This is a genomic window from Sphingomonas sp. M6A6_1c, from assembly GCF_053345135.1.
The window spans coordinates 362,247-381,046 of the sequence record NZ_JBKEZO010000002.1 but is presented as its reverse complement, the minus strand read 5'-3'; the positions used below and the strand labels follow the sequence as shown (position 1 = coordinate 381,046).

General features: G+C 67.0%; 19 protein-coding genes. 6 read left to right on the top strand and 13 right to left on the bottom strand.

What is annotated here, in order from left to right:
• From ACLBWH_RS04835 to ACLBWH_RS04825, 3 genes are all read right to left on the bottom strand, one after another.
• Nucleotides 1-279, bottom strand: a complete 279-nt coding sequence (locus ACLBWH_RS04835) for a FeoA family protein (RefSeq protein ID WP_322848287.1) — start codon at nucleotides 277-279, stop codon at nucleotides 1-3.
• A gap of 293 nt (nucleotides 280-572) precedes the next feature.
• Nucleotides 573-1,226, bottom strand: a complete 654-nt coding sequence (locus ACLBWH_RS04830) for a COQ9 family protein (RefSeq protein ID WP_322848288.1) — start codon at nucleotides 1,224-1,226, stop codon at nucleotides 573-575.
• The gene (locus ACLBWH_RS04825) at nucleotides 1,223-2,173 is read right to left on the bottom strand and encodes a DMT family transporter (protein WP_447797164.1); all 951 of its coding nucleotides are present in this window, start codon (nucleotides 2,171-2,173) and stop codon (nucleotides 1,223-1,225) included. Before ACLBWH_RS04825 ends, ACLBWH_RS04830 begins: the two co-directional genes overlap by 4 nt.
• 51 nt (nucleotides 2,174-2,224) lie before the next feature.
• Here ACLBWH_RS04825 and ACLBWH_RS04820 point away from each other — a divergent pair, with 51 nt between their 5' ends.
• Nucleotides 2,225-3,298 carry an alkene reductase gene (locus ACLBWH_RS04820; RefSeq protein WP_447797162.1) on the top strand — a complete coding sequence of 358 codons (1,074 nt, stop codon included), beginning with the start codon at nucleotides 2,225-2,227 and terminating at the stop codon, nucleotides 3,296-3,298.
• A 36-nt stretch (nucleotides 3,299-3,334) separates the two neighbouring features.
• Here ACLBWH_RS04820 and ACLBWH_RS04815 read toward each other — a convergent pair whose 3' ends face one another.
• The 4 genes from ACLBWH_RS04815 to ACLBWH_RS04800 all read right to left on the bottom strand — a co-directional run bounded on the left by ACLBWH_RS04815 (nucleotide 3,335) and on the right by ACLBWH_RS04800 (nucleotide 7,957).
• Nucleotides 3,335-3,760 (bottom strand): hypothetical protein, encoded by a 426-nt coding sequence (locus ACLBWH_RS04815; RefSeq protein WP_447797160.1) that lies wholly within the window; start codon nucleotides 3,758-3,760, stop codon nucleotides 3,335-3,337.
• A 5-nt stretch (nucleotides 3,761-3,765) separates the two neighbouring features.
• Nucleotides 3,766-4,200, bottom strand: coding sequence for a TIGR01244 family sulfur transferase (locus tag ACLBWH_RS04810; RefSeq protein ID WP_447797159.1), 435 nt, complete (start codon nucleotides 4,198-4,200; stop codon nucleotides 3,766-3,768).
• A gap of 90 nt (nucleotides 4,201-4,290) precedes the next feature.
• Nucleotides 4,291-6,063: a DNA helicase RecQ gene (gene recQ, locus ACLBWH_RS04805; protein ID WP_447797157.1), complete on the bottom strand. Its 1,773-nt coding sequence runs from the start codon at nucleotides 6,061-6,063 to the stop codon at nucleotides 4,291-4,293.
• Between the two features lie 49 nt (nucleotides 6,064-6,112).
• On the bottom strand, nucleotides 6,113-7,957 hold the full coding sequence (locus ACLBWH_RS04800; RefSeq protein ID WP_322848294.1) for an ABCB family ABC transporter ATP-binding protein/permease: 1,845 nt from the start codon (nucleotides 7,955-7,957) through the stop codon (nucleotides 6,113-6,115).
• Nucleotides 7,958-8,053: 96 nt separating this feature from the next.
• Here ACLBWH_RS04800 and ACLBWH_RS04795 point away from each other — a divergent pair, with 96 nt between their 5' ends.
• Complete coding sequence (locus tag ACLBWH_RS04795) at nucleotides 8,054-8,284, top strand: hypothetical protein (RefSeq protein WP_322848295.1); 231 nt, start codon at nucleotides 8,054-8,056, stop codon at nucleotides 8,282-8,284.
• A gap of 145 nt (nucleotides 8,285-8,429) precedes the next feature.
• Here ACLBWH_RS04795 and ACLBWH_RS04790 read toward each other — a convergent pair whose 3' ends face one another.
• Genes ACLBWH_RS04790 through ACLBWH_RS04780 form a run of 3 tightly spaced genes read right to left on the bottom strand, consistent with a single transcriptional unit; the run spans nucleotide 8,430 to nucleotide 10,477 of the window.
• Nucleotides 8,430-9,380: a phytoene/squalene synthase family protein gene (locus ACLBWH_RS04790; protein WP_447797487.1), complete on the bottom strand. Its 951-nt coding sequence runs from the start codon at nucleotides 9,378-9,380 to the stop codon at nucleotides 8,430-8,432.
• Entirely contained in the window at nucleotides 9,370-9,951 is a 582-nt protein-coding gene (locus tag ACLBWH_RS04785) for an LOG family protein (protein ID WP_447797154.1), read from the bottom strand. Before ACLBWH_RS04785 ends, ACLBWH_RS04790 begins: the two co-directional genes overlap by 11 nt.
• 43 nt (nucleotides 9,952-9,994) lie before the next feature.
• Nucleotides 9,995-10,477, bottom strand: coding sequence for a winged helix-turn-helix transcriptional regulator (locus tag ACLBWH_RS04780; RefSeq protein ID WP_447797152.1), 483 nt, complete (start codon nucleotides 10,475-10,477; stop codon nucleotides 9,995-9,997).
• Nucleotides 10,478-10,633: 156 nt separating this feature from the next.
• Between ACLBWH_RS04780 and ACLBWH_RS04775 the strand changes: the two genes are divergently transcribed.
• Nucleotides 10,634-12,736: a RelA/SpoT family protein gene (locus ACLBWH_RS04775; RefSeq protein ID WP_447797150.1), complete on the top strand. Its 2,103-nt coding sequence runs from the start codon at nucleotides 10,634-10,636 to the stop codon at nucleotides 12,734-12,736.
• Between the two features lie 33 nt (nucleotides 12,737-12,769).
• Here ACLBWH_RS04775 and ACLBWH_RS04770 read toward each other — a convergent pair whose 3' ends face one another.
• Nucleotides 12,770-13,213, bottom strand: coding sequence for a hypothetical protein (locus tag ACLBWH_RS04770; RefSeq protein WP_447797148.1), 444 nt, complete (start codon nucleotides 13,211-13,213; stop codon nucleotides 12,770-12,772).
• Between the two features lie 80 nt (nucleotides 13,214-13,293).
• On the bottom strand, nucleotides 13,294-14,583 hold the full coding sequence (locus tag ACLBWH_RS04765) for a pentapeptide repeat-containing protein (protein WP_447797146.1): 1,290 nt from the start codon (nucleotides 14,581-14,583) through the stop codon (nucleotides 13,294-13,296).
• A 381-nt stretch (nucleotides 14,584-14,964) separates the two neighbouring features.
• On the opposite strand from ACLBWH_RS04765, the gene ACLBWH_RS04760 reads away from it, so the two are divergent.
• From ACLBWH_RS04760 to ACLBWH_RS04750, 3 genes are read left to right on the top strand one after another with little or no spacing between them, the layout of a single operon-like run.
• On the top strand, nucleotides 14,965-15,858 hold the full coding sequence (locus ACLBWH_RS04760; protein ID WP_447797485.1) for a tetratricopeptide repeat protein: 894 nt from the start codon (nucleotides 14,965-14,967) through the stop codon (nucleotides 15,856-15,858).
• Nucleotides 15,855-16,481, top strand: a complete 627-nt coding sequence (locus tag ACLBWH_RS04755; RefSeq protein ID WP_447797144.1) for an LON peptidase substrate-binding domain-containing protein — start codon at nucleotides 15,855-15,857, stop codon at nucleotides 16,479-16,481. The genes ACLBWH_RS04760 and ACLBWH_RS04755 overlap by 4 nt, the downstream gene beginning before the upstream one ends.
• Nucleotides 16,478-16,651: a Trm112 family protein gene (locus ACLBWH_RS04750; protein WP_322848302.1), complete on the top strand. Its 174-nt coding sequence runs from the start codon at nucleotides 16,478-16,480 to the stop codon at nucleotides 16,649-16,651. Before ACLBWH_RS04755 ends, ACLBWH_RS04750 begins: the two co-directional genes overlap by 4 nt.
• 118 nt (nucleotides 16,652-16,769) lie before the next feature.
• Here the strand turns inward: ACLBWH_RS04750 and ACLBWH_RS04745 are convergent, their stop codons facing one another.
• A complete protein-coding gene (locus ACLBWH_RS04745) occupies nucleotides 16,770-18,767 on the bottom strand; it encodes an ATP-binding protein (RefSeq protein ID WP_447797141.1) in 1,998 nt (665 codons plus the stop codon).
• Between the last annotated feature and the right edge of the window lie 33 nt (nucleotides 18,768-18,800).

The following is an 18,800-nucleotide window of genomic DNA, read 5'->3' as shown; positions in this document are numbered from 1 at the left end:
TTATTCGGCGGCGGCGGCGGGAGCCACATGCACCGCACCGGCGACGGCGCGGCGCAACGCGACGGTCATCCGGCCGATGCGGCAGGCGATCGGGCCGCTGCCCAGCGACGCGCGGTGCAACACCTCGACCGCGACGCCCTCGTCGAAGCCGAGCTCGCGCAATCGCCGCGCCTCGGGCGCCGCGAGGCGCGTCCAGTCGATCGCCGCGACCGTCGCCGGTTGGCGGCGCGGCAGCGACACGAGGTCGAGGGCAGGAACGACGGTACGCGACATATCCATGATGCGACTGATTATCATTTACCCACGGGGGAGTAAAGCGGCGGCGAGGCGAAATGTCGGGGGATGTGGACCTCAAATTCCTCCCTTGCTTCAGCGGGAGTGCAAGGTTGGATTGCCCCCGGCAATCCAAGATCATGCCGGCGGCATGATCGACCTTGCACTGGGACCGCGGCCGCAGGCCGGTGGTGGAGGGGGCGTTTCCGCAAGCGCCGAGCTGACCGTATCCTCCCCCTCCCTCAGTGCTTCGCACTGCAACCTCCCCCTGGCGGGGGAGGAACTTAAGATCACCGGAATCACACCGCCGGGTAGCGCAGCCTTCCGATGAAGCGCGACAGGCTCGGCCGGTGCTCGTAGCGTTTGGTGAACGCCGCCTTGGTCTTCTCGAAGCGCATGATCCCGTCGATCCGGCGCGCGAGGAAGGCGCGCGTGTCGGCATGACCCTCGCTGTCGTCGTCGAGGAAGACGGTCATCGTCGCGGTATAGACGCCGAGCAGGATCGTGCGCTTGGTATAATGATTGTAGTCGGTCGCGGTATCACCCGCCATCCGCCACATCAGATCGACGCTGCGCCAGCCGAGCCGCGCGGCGCGCGATACGTTCTGCGGCAGCGCGAGGATCGCGCGCGCGCGGCGCAGCGATTCGCGATCCGGCGCGACCAGTTCCAGCCGCGTCTCTACCAAGGCGGTGATCCGCGCGCGGATCTTCATCGCCGCCAGCGTCTCGGGCGGCAGCGCGGCCGCCATCCGCCGGTCGATCGCCGCGAACCAGGCGTCGATCATTTCGATCGCGCCGCCGGAAAAGGCGAGCCGCGCGACATCGCGGTCGATGCCGGCACCGTCCGCCGCCAGGTCGCGCGCGGCGTCGCCCCAGCCGTCGAAGGCGGCGTTGGCGGCGATCCCTTCGGCGAGTGCCGCGCGGATCTCGTCGAGCGTCAGGTCCTGCGTCATGCTTCCATCTCCTGCACGGCTGCCTCCTGCGCCCGCCGGCGCGACGGTGCAACCTCGGCGCGGCGCACCAGCACCAATGCCAGCGCGACCAACGCGACGCCGACCCAATCCGGTCCCTGCAATCGCTCGCCATATTCGACCCAGCCGATCGCGCCCGCCACCACCGGCTGGATCAGCAGTCCGATGCCGATCACCAGCGGCGACAGGCGGCCGATCGCGAAGATCATACAGCCCTGGCCGATCACCTGGCTGACCAAGGCGAGGCCGACGAGCGGCGACCAATGCTGCGGCATCACCTGTTCGCGCAGCAGCAGCGCGAAGGCGAGCATCGGCAGCGCGGTCGCCGCGCTGGCCAGCGCCAGCGCCGGCAGCGGCCGCATCGCCAGCCGGACGCGCGCCATCAGCACGATGTAGAGCGTGTAGAGGATGCCGGCGAGGATGCAGAGCAGGTCGCCGGCAAGGTTGCGCGAATCGAGCTGATACGAGCGCCCCATCAACAGCGCCGCGCCGATCGCGGCGAGCAGCAGCGCGATCCCCTGCATCCGCGTCGGCCACGCCCTGGCGACCAGGAAGCCGTAGAACGGATAGATCAGGATCGCCGAATTGCCGAACAGCGTCGCATTGGCCATCGTCGTCCTGACGATGCCGAGATGCCAGCTCGCAAGGTCGGCGGCGAAGGCGACGCCGCCGATCGCGAGCATGATCCACAGGCCGGCGGTCAGCCGTGCCGGCCGGCCGCCGCTCGCCAGCGCGAGCCCGGCGAGGAAGGGGATGGCGAGCGCGATCCGCCAGAACCCGGCGGCGACCGGCCCGACATCGGCAAGCCTGACGAACCATGGCCCGAACGCGAGCGCGACATTGGCGACCACCAGCGCGGCGAAAGCGGCGCCCGGCGTCTGCCAATTTGCCGCCGCGACAGTTTTTCTTCTGGGCCCCGCCTGATGCATGCCGCCCTGTAGCGTCCTATCTTCCGCCCGTCAGGCCATTTGGGAGCTTCTATGCCGAGCCTTTTCGACTCCATTCAACTGGGCGATATCCACGCCGCCAACCGCGTGCTCATGGCGCCGCTCACCCGCGGCCGCGCCACCGACGATCATGTGCCGACCGACATCATGGTCGATTATTATCGCCAGCGCGCCGGCGCCGGCCTCATCATCACCGAAGGCACCGGCGTCAGCCGTCAGGGTCTGGGCTGGCCGAACGCGCCGGGCCTGTGGACCGACGCGCAGGTCGAGGCATGGAAGCCGGTGACCGCCGCGGTGCACGAGGCCGGCGGCAAGATCGTCGCGCAGATCTGGCACATGGGCCGGCTCGCCCGCCCGGACGTGATCGGCATGACGCCGCTGTCGTCCTCGGCGACGCGCGCGCCTTATCACAAGCCCGAAAATCCCTATGCCGAGGCACAGGCGGCGACGCTCGACGACATCCGCCGCGCGCAGGACGAATATGCCGATGCCGCGACCAACGCGCTGCGCGCCGGTTTCGACGGCGTGCAGATCCACGGCGCCAATGGCTATCTGATCGACCAGTTCCTGCGCGACAACACCAATTTGCGCGACGACGATTATGGTGGGAGCCCGCAGAACCGCATCCGCTTCATGCGCGAAGTGGTCGAGCGGGTGATCGACGCGATCGGCGCCGGCCGCACCTCGATCCGCCTGTCGCCCAACGGCGAGACGCAGGGCGCCGATGACAGCGATCCCGCCAGCGTCTTCGTTCCCGCCGCGGCGGCGCTCGACGCGCTCGACATCGGCTTCCTAGAGCTGCGCGAACAGGCGCCCGACGGCACCTTCGGCAGCACCGACGTGCCCAAGCTCAGCCCGCAGATCCGCGAGGTGTTCAAGCGGCCGCTGATCCTCAACCAGGATTACACCCCGGCGCAGGCGCAGGCCGACCTCGATTCGGGTCTGGCGGACGGCATCGCCTTCGGCCGCAAGTTCATCGCCAACCCCGATCTGGTCGATCGTCTACGCCAGGGCGCACCGCTCGCCGACGACGATCAGGCGACCTGGTATTCGAAGGGTCCGGAGGGTTATATCGACTATCCGGCACTCGAAACCGAAGCGGCGTAACCCGGTTCCTCCCCCGCAAGGGGGAGGAATACAGCGCTACCGCCCGAGATGCGGCACGAGCCGCTTGAGATCCGCCGGTGCGAGCCGGCGCACGTCGAGCGCATCCACCCCGGCGACCAGCACCGCGCCGAGCCGCCGCTCGCCGGTATCGATCAGGATGCCCTCCGCAGTCGAGCGCAATGCCCCCCACGGTACCTCGCGCACCGCAATCCCTGCACCGTCGCGCGTCATCACCGCGACGCGGCCGCCGCGATCGACCGCGAGCGCGCCGCCGCCGTCGGCGCCGACCACCGCGCCCTGCGTGTCGAAGCCGGAGAGCGCGCGTTCGGCCGCCTCCGCCGCTTCCTCGGGGCTGGCGATCCGCGGCTTGCGGCGCCCGCGCAGCATCAGCACGACGCCGAGCGTCACCAGTATCGCGACCAAAGCCGCGCCGACCGCGATCCACATCTCCCGATCGGTCACGTCCGTCACGCTCCGCCGGCGAGCGCGTCCAGCGTCGGCTTCATGCCGGCAAGGTCGTAGCCGGCCCCGCGCGCCTGCGCGACGAGCAGTTCGGGATCGCGCCCCGCCTTGGCCGCGGCGAGCGCCCACAGGTTGCAGCTGCGCGTTCCCGACCGGCAATAAGCGAGCATCGGCCCGTCCGCGGCGGTCAGCGCCGCCGCCATCGCGTCGATCTGCGGGTGCGAGAAGCCGGCATGCGTCACGGGAATCGCGCTATAGGCAAGGCCTGCCGCCTCCGCCGCGGCGCGGATCGCATCGCCGCTGGGCTGGCCGCCTTCCTCGTCGTCGGGACGGTTGTTGACGATCGCGACGAAACCCGCCGCCTTGATCGCCGCCATATCCTCGGGAGCGATCTGCGGGGCGACGCTGATCCGGTCGTTGATGCTGCGAATGTCGGCCATCCGGTCCCATTACGCGATCGGTCGAGATACGTCAGCTATTTTGGTCGCGATTCCGACGGTTTTGTGGGGTGTTTTTTAACCCTGCGGCAGTCAGCCGTGCGATCGAATCACGTCGAGAAAGGCATCGCCATAAGCCTCCAGCTTGCGCGCGCCGATGCCCGACAGGTGCATCAGCTCGGCGCGGCCCGCCGGCCGCTGCGCCGCCATCTCGCGCAGCACCGAATCGTGGAAGATCACATAGGGCGGCACGCCCGCCTCCTTGGCGAGATCGCGGCGGCACGAGCGCAGCGCCTCGAACAGCGGATTGTCCGCCGGATTGGTCGCGACACCGGCATCGCGCTTGCGCCCGCCGCGCGCGCGCTTGGGCGGCACGACCAGCATCACCTGCTGCCCCTCCTTGAGGATCGGCCGCGCGCCGGGACCGAATTCCAGCCCGCCATGCGCATTGGTGCGCAGCGCGTCGCGCAGCAGGAGCGCGCGCGCCACCGGCTTGATCAGCGCCGCCTCCTCGCCCTCGACGATTCCCCAGACCGACAGGGATTCATGCCCGCGATCGACGCTCCGCTCGGTCGATTGCCCGAGCAGCACCTGCTCGACATAGCCGACGCCGAACATCTGCCCGGTGCGGAACACCGCGGAGAGGAACTTCATCGCGATCTGCGTCGCGTCGACCGCATCGGGCGACCCGAGGCAATTGTCGCAATTGCCGCAATCCTCCTGCCGGTCCTCGCCGAAATGCTTGAGCAGGATGCGGCGGCGGCACCCCGCGGTCTCCACGAGCGCGCCGAGCGCCGCCAGCCGGGTGCGCTCGCCCGCCTGCCGCTCGGGCTCGACCTCGCCGATACGCTGGCGGGCGCGGGCGAAATCCTCCGCGCCCCAGAACAGATGCGCCACCGCCGGATCGCCGTCGCGCCCGGCGCGGCCGGTCTCCTGATAATAAGCCTCGATCGACTTGGGCAGGCCGGCATGCGCGACGAAGCGGACGTCGGGCTTGTCGATCCCCATCCCGAACGCGACCGTCGCGCAGATCACCATGTCTTCCGACGCGACGAAATCCGCCTGGTTCTTCTGGCGGATGTGCGCGTCGAGCCCGGCATGATAGGCGCGCGTCGGCCGCCCGGTGCGGCCCAAGGCCTCGGCGAGCTTTTCGGTCGCAGCGCGGGTTTGCGCATAGACGATGCCGGGGCCGGGGGTGGCGGCGATCACGTCGGCGATCTGCTTGGTGGTGTTCGCCTTGGGGGTGATCGCATAGCGGATATTGGGCCGGTCGAAGCCCGAGACGATCAGCCCGTCCGCGGGAATGCCGAGCTGCTGCAATATGTCGCTGCGGGTGTGCGCGTCGGCGGTCGCGGTCAGCGCCAGCCGCGGCACCTCCGGAAAGGCGTCCATCAGCGGCGCGAGCAGCCGGTAATCGGGGCGGAAATCGTGGCCCCATTCGCTGACGCAATGCGCCTCGTCGATCGCGAACAGGCTGAGCTTCGCGCTCGCCAGCAATTCGCGAAAATGGCCGGTCGAGGCGCGCTCGGGTGCGATATAGAGCAGGTCGAGCTCGCCGGCGCGGAAGCGCGCGATCGACTCGGCGCGATTCTGGTCGGCGCTGGTCAGTGTCGCGGCGCGGATCCCGACCGCCTCGGCGGCGCGCAGCTGGTCGTGCATCAGCGCGATCAGCGGCGAGACGACGACGCACGTCCCCTCCATCATCACCGACGGCAATTGATAGCAGAGCGACTTGCCCGCACCGGTCGGCATCACGCCGAGCGTCCGCTGCCCCGCCAGCACGCGGCTCACGACGTCCTCCTGCACCCCGCGGAACGCAGGAAAGCCGAAGACGCGCGACAGGGTGGGCAGGGGATCGGGGATCATCACCGCGCCATGTAGGGGCGGGGGCCGCCAGCGTCGACCCGCGCCCGCCTCATTCCGCCGCGAGCGCGCCCTCGCTGGCGCCCGGCACGTCCTCGTCCTGCTCCTGCGCCTGGCGCGCCCACATTTCGGCATAGACGCCGCCCAGCCGCAGCAGTTCGGCATGCGTCCCGCGCTCGGCGACATGGCCGCCGTCGAGCACGACGATCTGGTCGGCGTGGATCACCGTCGACAGGCGGTGCGCGATGACGATCGTCGTGCGGCCGCGCTCGATCGCCTCCAGCGTGTCGAGGATCTCCGCCTCGGTGCGGCTGTCGAGCGCGCTCGTCGCCTCGTCGAGGATCAGGATTGGCGGGTTCTTGAGCAACGTCCGCGCGATCGCGACGCGCTGCTTCTCGCCGCCCGACAATTTGAGCCCGCGCTCGCCGACGCGCGCGTCATAGCCTTCGGGCTGGCGCTCGATGAAGCCGGCGATCGCCGCGCCCGCCGCCGCCGCCTCGACCTCGGCGCGGCCCGCCCCCTCGCGGCCGTAGGCGATATTGTAGCCGATCGTGTCGTTGAACAGCACCGTGTCCTGCGGCACGATGCCGATCGCGGCGCGCAGGCTCGCCTGCTGGACGTCGCGGATGTCCTGGCCGTCGATCGTGATCCGTCCCTCGGCGACGTCGTAGAAACGGTACATCAGCCGCGCGAGCGTCGACTTGCCTGCGCCCGACGGCCCGACCACCGCCAGCGTGCTGCCCGCCGGCACGTCGAGGTCGAGGCCCTTCAGGATCTCGCGACCCGGGTCGTAACCGAAGCGCACGCCTTCGAAGCGGACATGGCCCTTGGCGATCCTCAACGGCGCGGCGCCGGGCGCGTCGACCACCTCGGCCGGCGTGTCGATCAGCGCGAACATGCTCGCCATGTCGATCACCCCCTGGCGGATGGTGCGATAGACCATGCCGAGCAGATCGAGCGGTCGGAACAGCTGCGACAGCAGGGTCGAGACGAACACGACGTCGCCCGCCGAGAAACTGCCCCGGCTCCAACCCCAGGCGATATAGGCCATGCCCGCGCCGAGCATCAGATTGGTGATCAGCGCCTGCCCGACGTTGAGCCAGGCGAGGCTGTTCTCCGACTTGGTCGCCGCCGCGGCATAAGCGGAGATCGCCGAATCGTAGCGCCGCGCCTCGCGCTCCTCGGCGCCGAAATACTTGACCGTCTCGAAATTGAGCAGCGAATCCACCGCATGCGCGACCGCGCCGGTGTCGAGGTCGTTCATCTGCGCGCGCAGGGCGTTGCGCCAGTCGGTCACGCGCTGCGTGAACAGGATATAGATCGCGACCATGACCACCGTCGCCGCGACCATCGGCCAGCCGAAGCTGTGCCAGAAGATGCCGAGCACCATCGCCAGTTCCAGCACGGTCGGCGCGATGTTGAACAGCAGGAAATACAGCATCGTATCGATGCTCTTGGTGCCGCGTTCGACCACCTTGGTGACCGCGCCGGTGCGCCGTTCGAGGTGGAAGCGCAGCGACAGGCCGTGGAGATGGCGGAAGACGTTCGCCGCCAGCCGCCGTGTCGCATCCTGCCCGACACGCTCGAACACCGCATTGCGCAGATTGTCGAACAGCGTCGTCGCGAAGCGCGAGGCGGCATAGCCGACGACCAGCAGGATCACGATCGTCGCGACGCCGCGGTCGCCGACCGCCATCCGGTCGACGGCATATTTCAGCGTATAGGCGGCGCCGAATACCTGGACGATCTTGCTCATCACGACGAGCGTCATCGCGCCGACGATCCGCACCTTCAGCCCCGTCTGACCCGCGGGCCAGAGATAGGGCAGGAAGCGGCGCAGCGTCGGCAACAGGGGCTGGTCGGCGCGGGTGTGACTGGTCGGATCGACGGGAGGCATTACGCCTCATGTAAGCGCTGGCAGCCGCGCGCGAAAGCGACGCGGCGGAACATAATGCGGCCGCCACGGATTTTACCCCACGGAAGCGAGGCGATCATGGAACCGTTGTTCTACGTCATGGCGATCATGGGCTGCGCGGACGGCAACGTCCAGTGCACCGAGGCGCGGATCGTGCCGACGCATTATACCTCGATGGCGCAATGCCGCGCGGCGTTGCCCGACCAGCTCGCGCAGAATACCGATGTGCCGTATCCGATGATCGGTGCGGCCTGCCGGACATCGGGCGCGCAGGTGGCAAAGGCCGAAAGCAAGACAAAGCGATCGTAAGTAATTCCTCCCTCGCGAAGCGGGGGAGGGGGACCGCCCGGCGCAGCCGGGTGGTGGAGGGGGCGTTTCCGCATAAGGCAAGCCCACCGTATCCTCCCCCTCCGTCAGGCCTTCTGCCTGCCACCTCCCCCTGGCGGGGGAGGAATTAGGATCTCGGCCGCCGCCACAACCCCGCCTCCCTCGGCACCTCGACCAACCTCATCCGTCCCCGCGCCTCCACCGCCGCCCGCGCGATGAAGCCCAGCTTCTCCCCCTTCGACGTCGTCACTCGCCCATCCCACGCGCGCTCGCCACGCCCCGCGACCTTGCGCCCGATCGCGCCGTAGATTTGCGCCGCCGCCAGCACTGCCCAGGCCGAACGGAACGACAGCGCCCGCGTCCCCATACGCGCGCTCGCCTCGAACTGCGCGGCGCGCGTCGTCAGCCGCCGCGCGAGTATCGCCAGCGCCGGCCGATGCTGCGCCGCCATCACCGCCTCCGGCGCGATCCCCATTTCATCGAGCCAGTCGGTCGGCAGATAGCACCGCCCCGCCTGCGCATCCTCGTCGATATCCCGCGCGATATTGGCGAGCTGGAAGGCGAGGCCGAGGTCGCACGCGCGGTCGAGCACCGCGTCGTCGTCGGGCGACACCCCCATGATCACCGCCATCATGCAGCCGACCACCCCGGCGACATGATAGCAATAGGTCAGCAGATCGTTCTCGGTCCGCGGTCGCCAGCCCTGCCCGTCGAGCCGGAACCCCTCGATCAGATCGTGCGCGAACCGCGCCGGCAGCCGCGTCTCGGCGGCGACGATGCGCAGCGCGTCGAACGCCGGCACGCCGATCACCCGCCCGGCGAGCGCCGCATCGGTCAGCACCGCCATCGCCGCGATCCGCTCGGGCGCATTTTCGACCACCGACATGGTGTGGCCGTGATCCTGGCCGTCGGCGATATCGTCGCAGGCGCGGCACCAGGCGTAGAGCAGCCACGCGCGCTCGCGCGTCGCGCGGTCGAACAACAGGCTCGCCGCGGCGAAGCTCTTCGAACCGCGCGCGATCGATTCGTGCGCGGTGGCGACGATCGCGTCGCGCGTCGGGCCGGCGCTAGAGGTCAGACGTCTTCATCCGCACGATCGGCTGCGTCGGCACGTGCGCGGCCATCTTGGTCAGCAGGCGATCGAGCGTGTCGTCGACGATCAGCAGGTCGCGATGCTGCGGCCGCAGGAAACCGACCTCCGCCGACTTCTCCCAGAAGGCGATGAGGTGATCGTAATAGCCCGCGACGTTGAGCAGCCCGACGGGATCGGCGTGATAGCCGAGCTGCGCCCAGCTCAGCGCCTCCCACAATTCGTCCATCGTGCCGGTGCCGCCGGGGATGGTGATGAAGCCGTCGGCGAGGTCGGTGAACGCCGCCTTGCGCGCATGCATGCCGGCGACGACGTGCAGCTCGGTGAGGCCGCGATGCGCAACCTCGGCATCGACCAGCGCCTGCGGGATCACGCCGATCACCTCGCCGCCCGCCGCCAGCGCGCCGTCGGCGACCGCGCCCATCAGGCCGAGCCGGCCGCCGCCATAGACGATGCCGATGCCGCGCTCGGCGAGCGTCCGCCCTATCGCGCGCGCGGACTCGATGTAGACGGGGTCGGACGGCGTGGCCGAGCCGCAATAGATAGCGAGGCGTTTCATACGCCTGCCGCTACGCCAGCGCGCGGGCGGGAACAAGCCGTCGTCATTCCGCCGCCGCCGCGCGCACCTCTTCGGGCAGCGCCCAGATCAGATCGCCCTGGCCGAGCTTGCGACCGTCATGAGCATGGACCGCCACCGGCGCGATCGGCCGCCGGTCGCGGGTGTCGACGAGCACCGGAAAGGCGGGCTCGCCGAGCTCCCAGCGCTCGCCCCATTGCCGCAGTGCGACCATCGTCGGCAGCAGCGCATGGCCCTTCTCGGTGAGCGTATAGCGGATCTTGCGGCGATCCTTGGGCAGCGGTTCGCGCTGGAGGATGCCGTGATCGACCAGCCGCGCCAGCCGGTTGGCGAGGATGTTGCGGGCGATGCCGAGCTCCGCCTGGAACGCCTCGAAATGATGCAGCCCGTTGAACGCCGCGCGCAGGATAAGGAACGACCAGCGTTCCCCCATCGCCGCCAGCGCGGCGGGCAGGCTGCATCCGCGCAGCGTCTCGCGCAATTTGGGCGGCTGGGCCGGTGTCGCCATGATGATCCTCTCCAAGACGCCGTGTGTAGCGGACATCGCCGCGGATCGCGACGCCGACGTGCCACTCCCGGCGGTCTCGCTGCCTTCTGTCGAAATCGATCGGCGAGTCGTAACAATATGTTGCAAAGCGGTACGACCCTACCCCATGTGTCCAGCGTGCTACGGCAATATGAACTGGTCGACCGCGTGCTCGACTACGACCCGGATGCGGACGAGGCGCTGCTCAATCGCGCCTACGTCTTTTCGATGCAGGCGCACGGTTCGCAGAAACGCGCGAGCGGCGACCCCTATTTCAGCCATCCGATCGAGGTGGCGGGCATCCTCACCGACCTGCGGCTCGACGACGAGACGATCGCCACCGCGATCCTCCACGACACGATCGAGGATACGGTCGCGACGCCCGAGGAGATCACCCGGCTGTTCGGCGGCAACGTCGCGCGGCTGGTCGACGGCGTCACCAAATTGAGCAAGATCGAGGCGCAGACCGAGAACGAGCGCGCCGCCGAGAATTTGCGCAAGTTCCTGCTTGCCATGTCGGACGATATCCGCGTGCTGCTGGTCAAGCTCGCCGACCGGCTGCACAACATGCGCACGCTCCATCACATCGCCAAGCCCGAGAAGCGGCGGCGGATCGCGAAGGAGACGATGGACATCTACGCGCCGCTCGCCGAGCGGATCGGCATGTACGAGTTCATGAAGGAGATGCAGACGCTCGCCTTCGAACAGCTCGAGCCCGAAGCGTATGAATCGATCAGCAAGCGGCTCGATCAGCTCAAGACCGGCGGCGGCGACCGGATCGCCAAGATCGCCTCCGGCCTCAAGCTGCTGTTGGGCCGCGCCGGGGTCGAGGCCGAGGTGACGGGCCGCGAGAAGCATCCCTATTCGATCTGGCGCAAGATGAGCGAGCGCCACATCAGCTTCGAGCAGCTTTCGGACGTGATGGCGTTCCGCGCGATCGTGCCGACGGTCGAGGATTGCTACCGCACGCTCGGCATCATCCACCGCCGCTGGCCGATGGTGCCGGGGCGGTTCAAGGATTATATCTCGACGCCCAAGCGCAACGGCTATCGCTCGCTGCACACCAGCGTGATCCACGCCGACAATGCGCGCATCGAAATCCAGATCCGCACCGCCGACATGCATGCGGAGGCCGAATTCGGCCTCGCCGCGCATTGGGCGTATAAGGAAAAGAAGGTCCGCGCCGACAGCCAGCACAGCTGGATCGCCGACCTCGTCGAAATCCTCGAGACCGCCGGCAGCCCGGAAGAGCTGCTCGAACACACCCGCATGGCGATGTATCAGGATCGCATCTTCGCCTTTACGCCGAAGGGCGAGCTGATCCAGTTGCCCAAGGGCGCGACGCCGATCGATTTCGCTTATGCGGTGCATACCGACCTCGGCGACCAGGCGGTCGGCGCCAAGATCAACGGCCGTGTCGTGCCGCTGTCGACGGTGATCGAGAATGGCGACCAGGTGCAGGTGCTGCGCTCCAAGGGGCAGGTGCCGCAGCCCGGCTGGCTCAACTTTGCGATTACCGGCAAGGCATTGGCCGGCATCCGCCGCCATCTGCGCAACCGCGAGCGCGACGAGCAGATCGCGCTGGGCCGCAAGCTGTACGACGACATCGTGCGCCGCGTGCCGGCGCAATTGGGGGCGGACGCGCTCGACCATGCGCTGTCGCGGCTCAAGCTCGGCGACGAGGCGGCGCTGATGGCGGCGATCGCGCGGCGGACGATCTCCGACCATGCGGTAATGGAGGCGCTGATGCCGGGCTCGGGCGGCGCCGACGTCGGGTTGCTCGCGCCGCAATCGACCGCGATTTCGATCAAGGGGCTGACCCCCGGCGTCGCCTTCGACCTCGCCGAATGCTGTCACCCCGTACCGGGCGACCGGATCGTCGGGCTGCGCCGCCCCGATGCGGGGATCGAGGTGCATGCGATCGACTGCCAGGTGCTCGCCGAACTCGCCGAGCGCGGTACCGACGAGACCGACTGGGTCGACGTCGACTGGGGCGACAAGAGCGACGGCGCGGTGGCGCGGATCGCGGTGCAGGTGAAGAACGAACCCGGCGCGCTCGGCATCGTCTCGACGATCATCGGCGCGCATCGGGCGAACATCATTGCGCTGCGGCTGGATACGCGCGATTCGATGTTCCACACCAACGTCATCGACGTCGAGGTCCACGACATCCACCAATTGATGCGGCTGATCGCGGCGCTACGCGCGGCGGATGCGGTGAATGCGGTGGAGCGGGTGTAGGGCGGCACGTGGTGGCGTGCCACCCGGCAAAAATCACTCCGGACTATTAAATTCCTTCATGTCAAATGTAATGTTGTAATAAGAATTGAAGATGAGATTGCATTTGGCCAGACGATCTTTGTCACTGCCTCCTCTCGACGCGGCATAAGCCGAACGCTCTCCTGTGTCGGATTTGTAAGCGTAATAAAAGGAACAGATTCCGGTTGAGCCATCTGGTCTGGTAAATGTGGCGTCGAATGATAAGTCAGTATAGCGCTCGCCGATCTGTGGATCGCCCATCCGATGGTGGCTCTGAACAGTCTTTCCTGGTTCTACTGTGCCTTGAATACGATCAGCGACTGTTCCATCACTGTTTGCTGTGCCATAGCGGCCACTCCAGCGAACTTTTGAGAAAGTTACTTGGAATGGTGTGTTGTTAACGAATGTTGCCCAAATTTCTGCGCTCGATACAGTATCGCACGTCGCCAGCGTCGGCATGCATATAAACGCTAGAAATGCGGCAGCTATGAAGGTTAAGCGTCGCGATAACGTCATTTCACTTCTCCTCATCGTAAAGTCTAACGTCTGATACTCGCCAAGTTGGCTTTCCATTCGGGCCAGATGTTGGGGAATAGCGTCTTGATGTCGTAGCCAGCATCGGCAACATGGAGGTTAGCGCCCAGCCAGTTCGAAACGATAGCGCCGCGAAAGCCCCCGGAATCGACCAAAGCTTTGGCCATTTGCATGTTGGAGAACCTTGTTCCGCTGAAGTTGGCACCACGAAAGTTCGTTCCACTAACCAGCTCACTGGCATCGATAGACGAGCTGGATCCGTAAAGTCTGTCGGGCTTCGGGCTGTCGCTGCTAAAATCGGCGCCGGAGAAATCGTAACCGGAAAAATCCATGCCGCTCATATCGCAGTTGACGAACGTTGATTGCCTTAGACTTTTGCCCTTGGTGGAAAGGTCGGCATTCCTGATTTCCATATCGGCAAACCAAAGCTTGGTGTCGCTCTCACGGAATGTCGCGCCATCCAGTTTCGATCGGCCGAAACCTACCGCTCCACCGTCGATGCGGCTGAAGTTTGCCTCGGACGCATCTGTGCCACCGATAAACAACCCGCCTTTTATTCCCTGAAAATTAGCGCCTTTGGCGCTCCCATCGGAAAATGTAATTTCCTTAATTTTCGAAGTACTGAGAGCGTTATTGAATGATGCGCCGTCCGCGACAAATTGTTTGATGAAGATGTCGCGTTGAAAAGTTACGTTCGAGAAATCGGCCTTTGTCAAATTGATGCCCTTGATAATGTAGCATTTCTCGAACGTTTGAACGTCAGTCGGCGGGAGCTGAAAGTTGGCGTTGAAGGTAGCGCCGGTGAACTTAGCTTCGGTGTAATTGCCATTGTCGAGATCGGTCTCGTCGAAGCTCGCCTTGGTGAAGCTGGCGCCGGTGGCGGTGACGCCGTGGAGATTGGTGCGGCTGAACGTAGCGCCGTCGAATTTCGCGCCGGTCAGCGTCGCGCCGCTGAGATCGATGCCCGACAGGTTCTTGCCGGAGAGGTCGGCACCGGTCAGATCGGCGCCGCGCAGATCGAGCTTGGTCAAATCGGCTGTGCGCAAATCCTGACCGTGCAGATCGAGCTTGGGTGGCGGCGGCGGCGTCTTTGCGGGCGCTTGGCTCGTCTTGCTCGTGCCCTGTTCGGTCAGCACCACGGTTGCCGCGTCGCTCGACAGGCGCTTGATCCCCTGCGCACCGGGTTTGGCATCGGCCACCGGGGTCCTGGTCGTATCGGCGGGCGGCGTGCTGTTCGGTTTCGAAGCCTCGCCGGATTGCACCGTCGTCGTCGTTGCACTGTTGCTGATGATCATCGTCTGATCCCTTCACGCATCGCATCACGCATCATTATAGAGGACGATAAGATGCCGATCGTGGCCGGAGGAAGAATTCATTGCAAATAACCGGAATATTGTGATTCCTTTTTCTATCGTTGACACTGACAATAGTTTCGGCATCTATCGGATCGTATGATGAAACCAAGCTTTCTTGAATAAAACAGATGGAAGCGGGCTTTCATTTGCGCGACCGCAAGCAAACCGGCCCGGCCGATGGCGTCTGGCGGTCCGGTGGTCGCACGGGTGCAACCGCGGGCGTGATCGGGTAGAGGTCGCTTAACACCTTGGCGCGGGCGCGCCGCTGCCCCACATGGGCGGCTACCGAATACGAAGGAGCATGACTTGGCCACGCTAGGAATGGCGCCCGCGGAAAAGCAGGCGATCGAGGATTTCCGTCGCGACGTCGTCGAACCGTCGATGACCTCCCTCGTCATCATCGATTTCTGGGCGGAATGGTGCGGGCCGTGCAAGGCGCTGGGGCCGACGCTGGAGAAGGTTGCCGCGGCCTATGCCGACAAGGGCGTCGTGCTCGCGAAGATCGACACCGACAAGAACCAGTTCATCGCCGCGCAATTCCAGATCAAGTCGATCCCGACCGTCTATGCGATGTTCCAGGGCCAGCTCGTCGCCGACCTGACCAGTGCGCGCACCGAATCGCAGCTTCGCGTGATCCTCGACCAGCTGCTCAAGCAATTGCCGATCGCCGCGCCGGGCGACGATGCCGCCGCCGAGATCGAGCCGCTGATCGCGATGGGCGAAGAGGTGCTGGCGAGCGGCGATGCCGAGCGTGCGCTGGCGATCTTCGATCAATTGTTCGAGATGGCGCCGGACAATCCCGCCGTATTGTCGGGCCGCATCCGCGCGCTCGTCGCGGCGGGGCTGACCGACGATGCGCAGGCGGCGATCGACGCATTGCCCGCCGACGTCAAGGACGCGGGGATTGATCGCGCCAAGGCGGCGCTCGCGCTGGCGCAGAGCGCGCCGCCGGTCGAGGATTTCGCCGGGCTCGCCGCCGAGGTCGCCGCCGACCCCGACGATCACGAGCGTCGCTTCGCACTCGCCAACGCGCAGATGGCGGCGGGGGATCGCGACGCCGCGGCGGACAATCTGCTCCATATCGTCGCCGCCGACCGCGGCTGGAACGAAGGTGCCGCCCGCCAGCAACTGCTCACGCTGTTCGAGGTGGTCGGGCTGGAGGACCCCTGGGTCTCGGCGCAGCGCCGGCGCCTGTCCGCGATCCTGTTCGGATGACCTCGCCGACCGTCCTCGGGCGCCTGTCGATCTTCCCGCTGCCGGGGGCGTTGCTGTTCCCGGGCATGCACCTGCCGCTGCACATCTTCGAACCGCGCTATCGCGCGATGATCGGCGACGCGATGGTGCGCGACCAGCGGATCGGCATGATCCAGCCGGTACACGGCACCGGCGGCCACGACGCGCTGTACGACATCGGCTGCGTCGGCAAGATCGCCGAGGTCGAGGCGCTCGACGACGGCCGCTACAATCTGGTGCTGGAGGGCGTCGCGCTGTTCCGCGTGCTGCGCGAACTCGACGTGACGACGCCGTTCCGTCAGGTCGAGGCGGAGCTGCTGCCCGCGGTCGAGGACGACATGCTTTCCCTCGGGCGTCGCTCGTCGCTCGAACTCGAATCGCGCCGCTTCGCCGACGCGCAGGGCTATAGCGTCGATTGGGAGGCGGTCGGCCGGCTCGACGACGAGAGCCTGGTCAACGGCATCGCCCAGATCGCGCCGTTCGACACCGCCGCCAAACAGGCGCTGCTGGAAGCGCGCGACATCGAGACGCGCGCCGAGCTGATCATCCAGCTGATGCAATTCTTCGGCCGGCACGACGGCGAGGACCGGGTGACGCTGCAATGACCGACCGGATCGATCCCTGGCTGCTGGAACGGCTGGTCTGCCCGGTGACGCGCCAGCCGTTGCGCTACGACGCGGCCGCGCAGGAGCTGGTGTCGGAGGCGGCGGGGCTCGCCTATCCGATCCGCGACGGCGTGCCGGTGATGCTGGAAGAGGAAGCGCGGCGGCTCTGAGCCGGGGACGGTCTCGATTCCGTCCCGGTTCGTCCTAAGCCTGTCGAAGCGCCTGCGCGAACCGCTCACCTGCGGTCGCCCGTGCTTCGACACGCTCAGCACGAACGGTATGCCGCGCTCACTCCATCTCCAGGATCACCTGATCCACCGCGAGGCTGTCGCCGGTCGCGGCGGAGACGCTCTTCACCCGGCCCGATTTCTCGGCGCGCAGGATGTTCTCCATCTTCATCGCCTCGACCACCGCGAGCGGCTGCCCCGCCTCGACCGCATCGCCGGCGCCCACGTCGAGCCGAACGAGCAGCCCCGGCATCGGCGCGATGAGGAAGCGCGACAGGTCGGGCGGCACCTTCTCGATCAGGTGGCGCGCATAAGGCGCGGCATGCGCGGGGAGGACGCGCGCGACATGGCTCGCGCCGCGCGTCGTCAGGCGGAAGCCGCTGCGCACCGGCGCGATGCGGACGGAGAGATGCACGTCCTCGCCGATCTCCACCTCCACCATCCGGTCGCCCGGCGTATATTCCAGCGCGATGTCGAGCGCTTCGCCGTCGACGCCGATCCCGTCGGTCGCCACCGCGACCTGATGGTCCGCACCGTCGATCCGCACCGTCCACTCCGACGGCGGCGGCAGGCGGCGGCCGAGCTGCCCGTCGATCCGCCGCGCGCGATCCGCCTGCGCGGTCGCGGCGAAGGCGGCGACCGCGGCGAGCGTGCGGGTGAGGTCGCCGTCGGCGGGGGCGCCGTGGAAGCCGTCGGGATATTCCTCGGCGATGAAGCCGGTGGTGATCGCACCCGAGCGGAAGCGCGGATGCTGCATCAGCGCGGAGAGGAAGTCGATGTTGGTGCCCGGCCCCTCGATCTCGAACGCGTCGAGCGCGGCGATCTGCGCATCGATCGCCGCCTCGCGCGTCGGCGCCCAGGTGATCAGCTTGGCGATCATCGGGTCGTAGAACATGCTCACCTCGCCCCCCTCAACGACGCCGTCGTCGACGCGGATGCGCGCTTCGTCGGCGGTCGACGCGAGCGGCGGATTGTAGCGCACCAGCCGCCCGATGCTCGGCAGGAAGCCGCGATACGGGTCCTCGGCATAGACGCGGTTCTCGATCGACCAGCCATGGATGCCGACCTCGTCCTGCGTGATCGTCAGCGGTTCGCCGGCGGCGACGCGGATCATCTGTTCGACGAGATCGAGTCCGGTGATCTCCTCGGTCACCGGATGCTCGACCTGCAGCCGCGTATTCATCTCGAGGAAGTAGAAGCCCTGGCCGGTGGTGTCCGCGCCCGAGACGATCAGTTCGACCGTGCCCGCGCTGAAATAACCCACCGCGCGGGCGAGCGCGACCGCCTGCTCGCCCATCGCCTTGCGCATCGCCGGCGTGACGAAGGGCGAGGGCGCCTCCTCGACCACCTTCTGGTGGCGGCGCTGGATCGAGCATTCGCGCTCGTTGAGGTAGAGGATGTTGCCGTGCTGGTCGCCGAGCACCTGGATCTCGATATGGCGCGGAGATTCGATGAACTTCTCGATGAAGACGCGGTCGTCGCCGAAGCTTGCCAGCCCCTCGCGCTTTGTCGCCTCGAAGCCTTCGCGGACGTCCTGCTCGCTATAGGCCAGCCGCATGCCCTTGCCGCCGCCGCCGGCGGACGCCTTCATCATCACCGGATAGCCGATGTCCGCGGCGATCCGGACCGCCTCGTCGGTGTCGGCGATCTCGCCCAAGAAGCCGGGAACGACGTTGACGCCGGCCGCCTTGGCGAGCTTCTTCGATTCGATCTTGTCGCCCATCGCCGCAATGGCGTTGGGGGGAGGCCCGACGAAGGCGATCCCCGCCTCGGCACAGGCGCGCGCGAAGCTCTCGCGCTCCGACAGGAAGCCATAGCCGGGATGGATGCAATCGGCGCCGGTCTCGCGCGCGGCGAGCAGGATCAGTTCGGCCTTGAGATAGCTTTCGGCGGCGGGTGCCGGCCCCAGCCGCACCGCCTCGTCCGCCATCAGCACGTGGGGGCTGCGCGCATCGGCGTCGGAATAGACCGCGACGGTGGCGATCCCCATCCGCTTGGCGGTACGCATGACGCGGCAGGCGATCTCGCCGCGATTGGCGACCAGGATTTTCTTGAACATCCTCAACTCTCCTCCCGCTTGGCGGACGGGCCG

Coding starts and splice junctions, on each gene's coding strand:
- recQ (WP_447797157.1), bottom strand. CDS start 6,063: ATGATCCCCGATCCCCTGCCCACCCTGTCGCGCGTCTTCGGCTTTCCT.
- ACLBWH_RS04760 (WP_447797485.1), top strand. CDS start 14,965: ATGGCGCCCGCGGAAAAGCAGGCGATCGAGGATTTCCGTCGCGACGTC.
- ACLBWH_RS04800 (WP_322848294.1), bottom strand. CDS start 7,957: ATGCCTCCCGTCGATCCGACCAGTCACACCCGCGCCGACCAGCCCCTG.
- ACLBWH_RS04810 (WP_447797159.1), bottom strand. CDS start 4,200: ATGGCCGACATTCGCAGCATCAACGACCGGATCAGCGTCGCCCCGCAG.
- ACLBWH_RS04755 (WP_447797144.1), top strand. CDS start 15,855: ATGACCTCGCCGACCGTCCTCGGGCGCCTGTCGATCTTCCCGCTGCCG.
- ACLBWH_RS04825 (WP_447797164.1), bottom strand. CDS start 2,173: ATGCATCAGGCGGGGCCCAGAAGAAAAACTGTCGCGGCGGCAAATTGG.
- ACLBWH_RS04795 (WP_322848295.1), top strand. CDS start 8,054: ATGGAACCGTTGTTCTACGTCATGGCGATCATGGGCTGCGCGGACGGC.
- ACLBWH_RS04835 (WP_322848287.1), bottom strand. CDS start 279: ATGGATATGTCGCGTACCGTCGTTCCTGCCCTCGACCTCGTGTCGCTG.
- ACLBWH_RS04770 (WP_447797148.1), bottom strand. CDS start 13,213: ATGCCGACGCTGGCGACGTGCGATACTGTATCGAGCGCAGAAATTTGG.
- ACLBWH_RS04830 (WP_322848288.1), bottom strand. CDS start 1,226: ATGACGCAGGACCTGACGCTCGACGAGATCCGCGCGGCACTCGCCGAA.
- ACLBWH_RS04820 (WP_447797162.1), top strand. CDS start 2,225: ATGCCGAGCCTTTTCGACTCCATTCAACTGGGCGATATCCACGCCGCC.
- ACLBWH_RS04780 (WP_447797152.1), bottom strand. CDS start 10,477: ATGGCGACACCGGCCCAGCCGCCCAAATTGCGCGAGACGCTGCGCGGA.
- ACLBWH_RS04765 (WP_447797146.1), bottom strand. CDS start 14,583: ATGATCATCAGCAACAGTGCAACGACGACGACGGTGCAATCCGGCGAG.
- ACLBWH_RS04750 (WP_322848302.1), top strand. CDS start 16,478: ATGACCGACCGGATCGATCCCTGGCTGCTGGAACGGCTGGTCTGCCCG.
- ACLBWH_RS04745 (WP_447797141.1), bottom strand. CDS start 18,767: ATGTTCAAGAAAATCCTGGTCGCCAATCGCGGCGAGATCGCCTGCCGC.
- ACLBWH_RS04785 (WP_447797154.1), bottom strand. CDS start 9,951: ATGAAACGCCTCGCTATCTATTGCGGCTCGGCCACGCCGTCCGACCCC.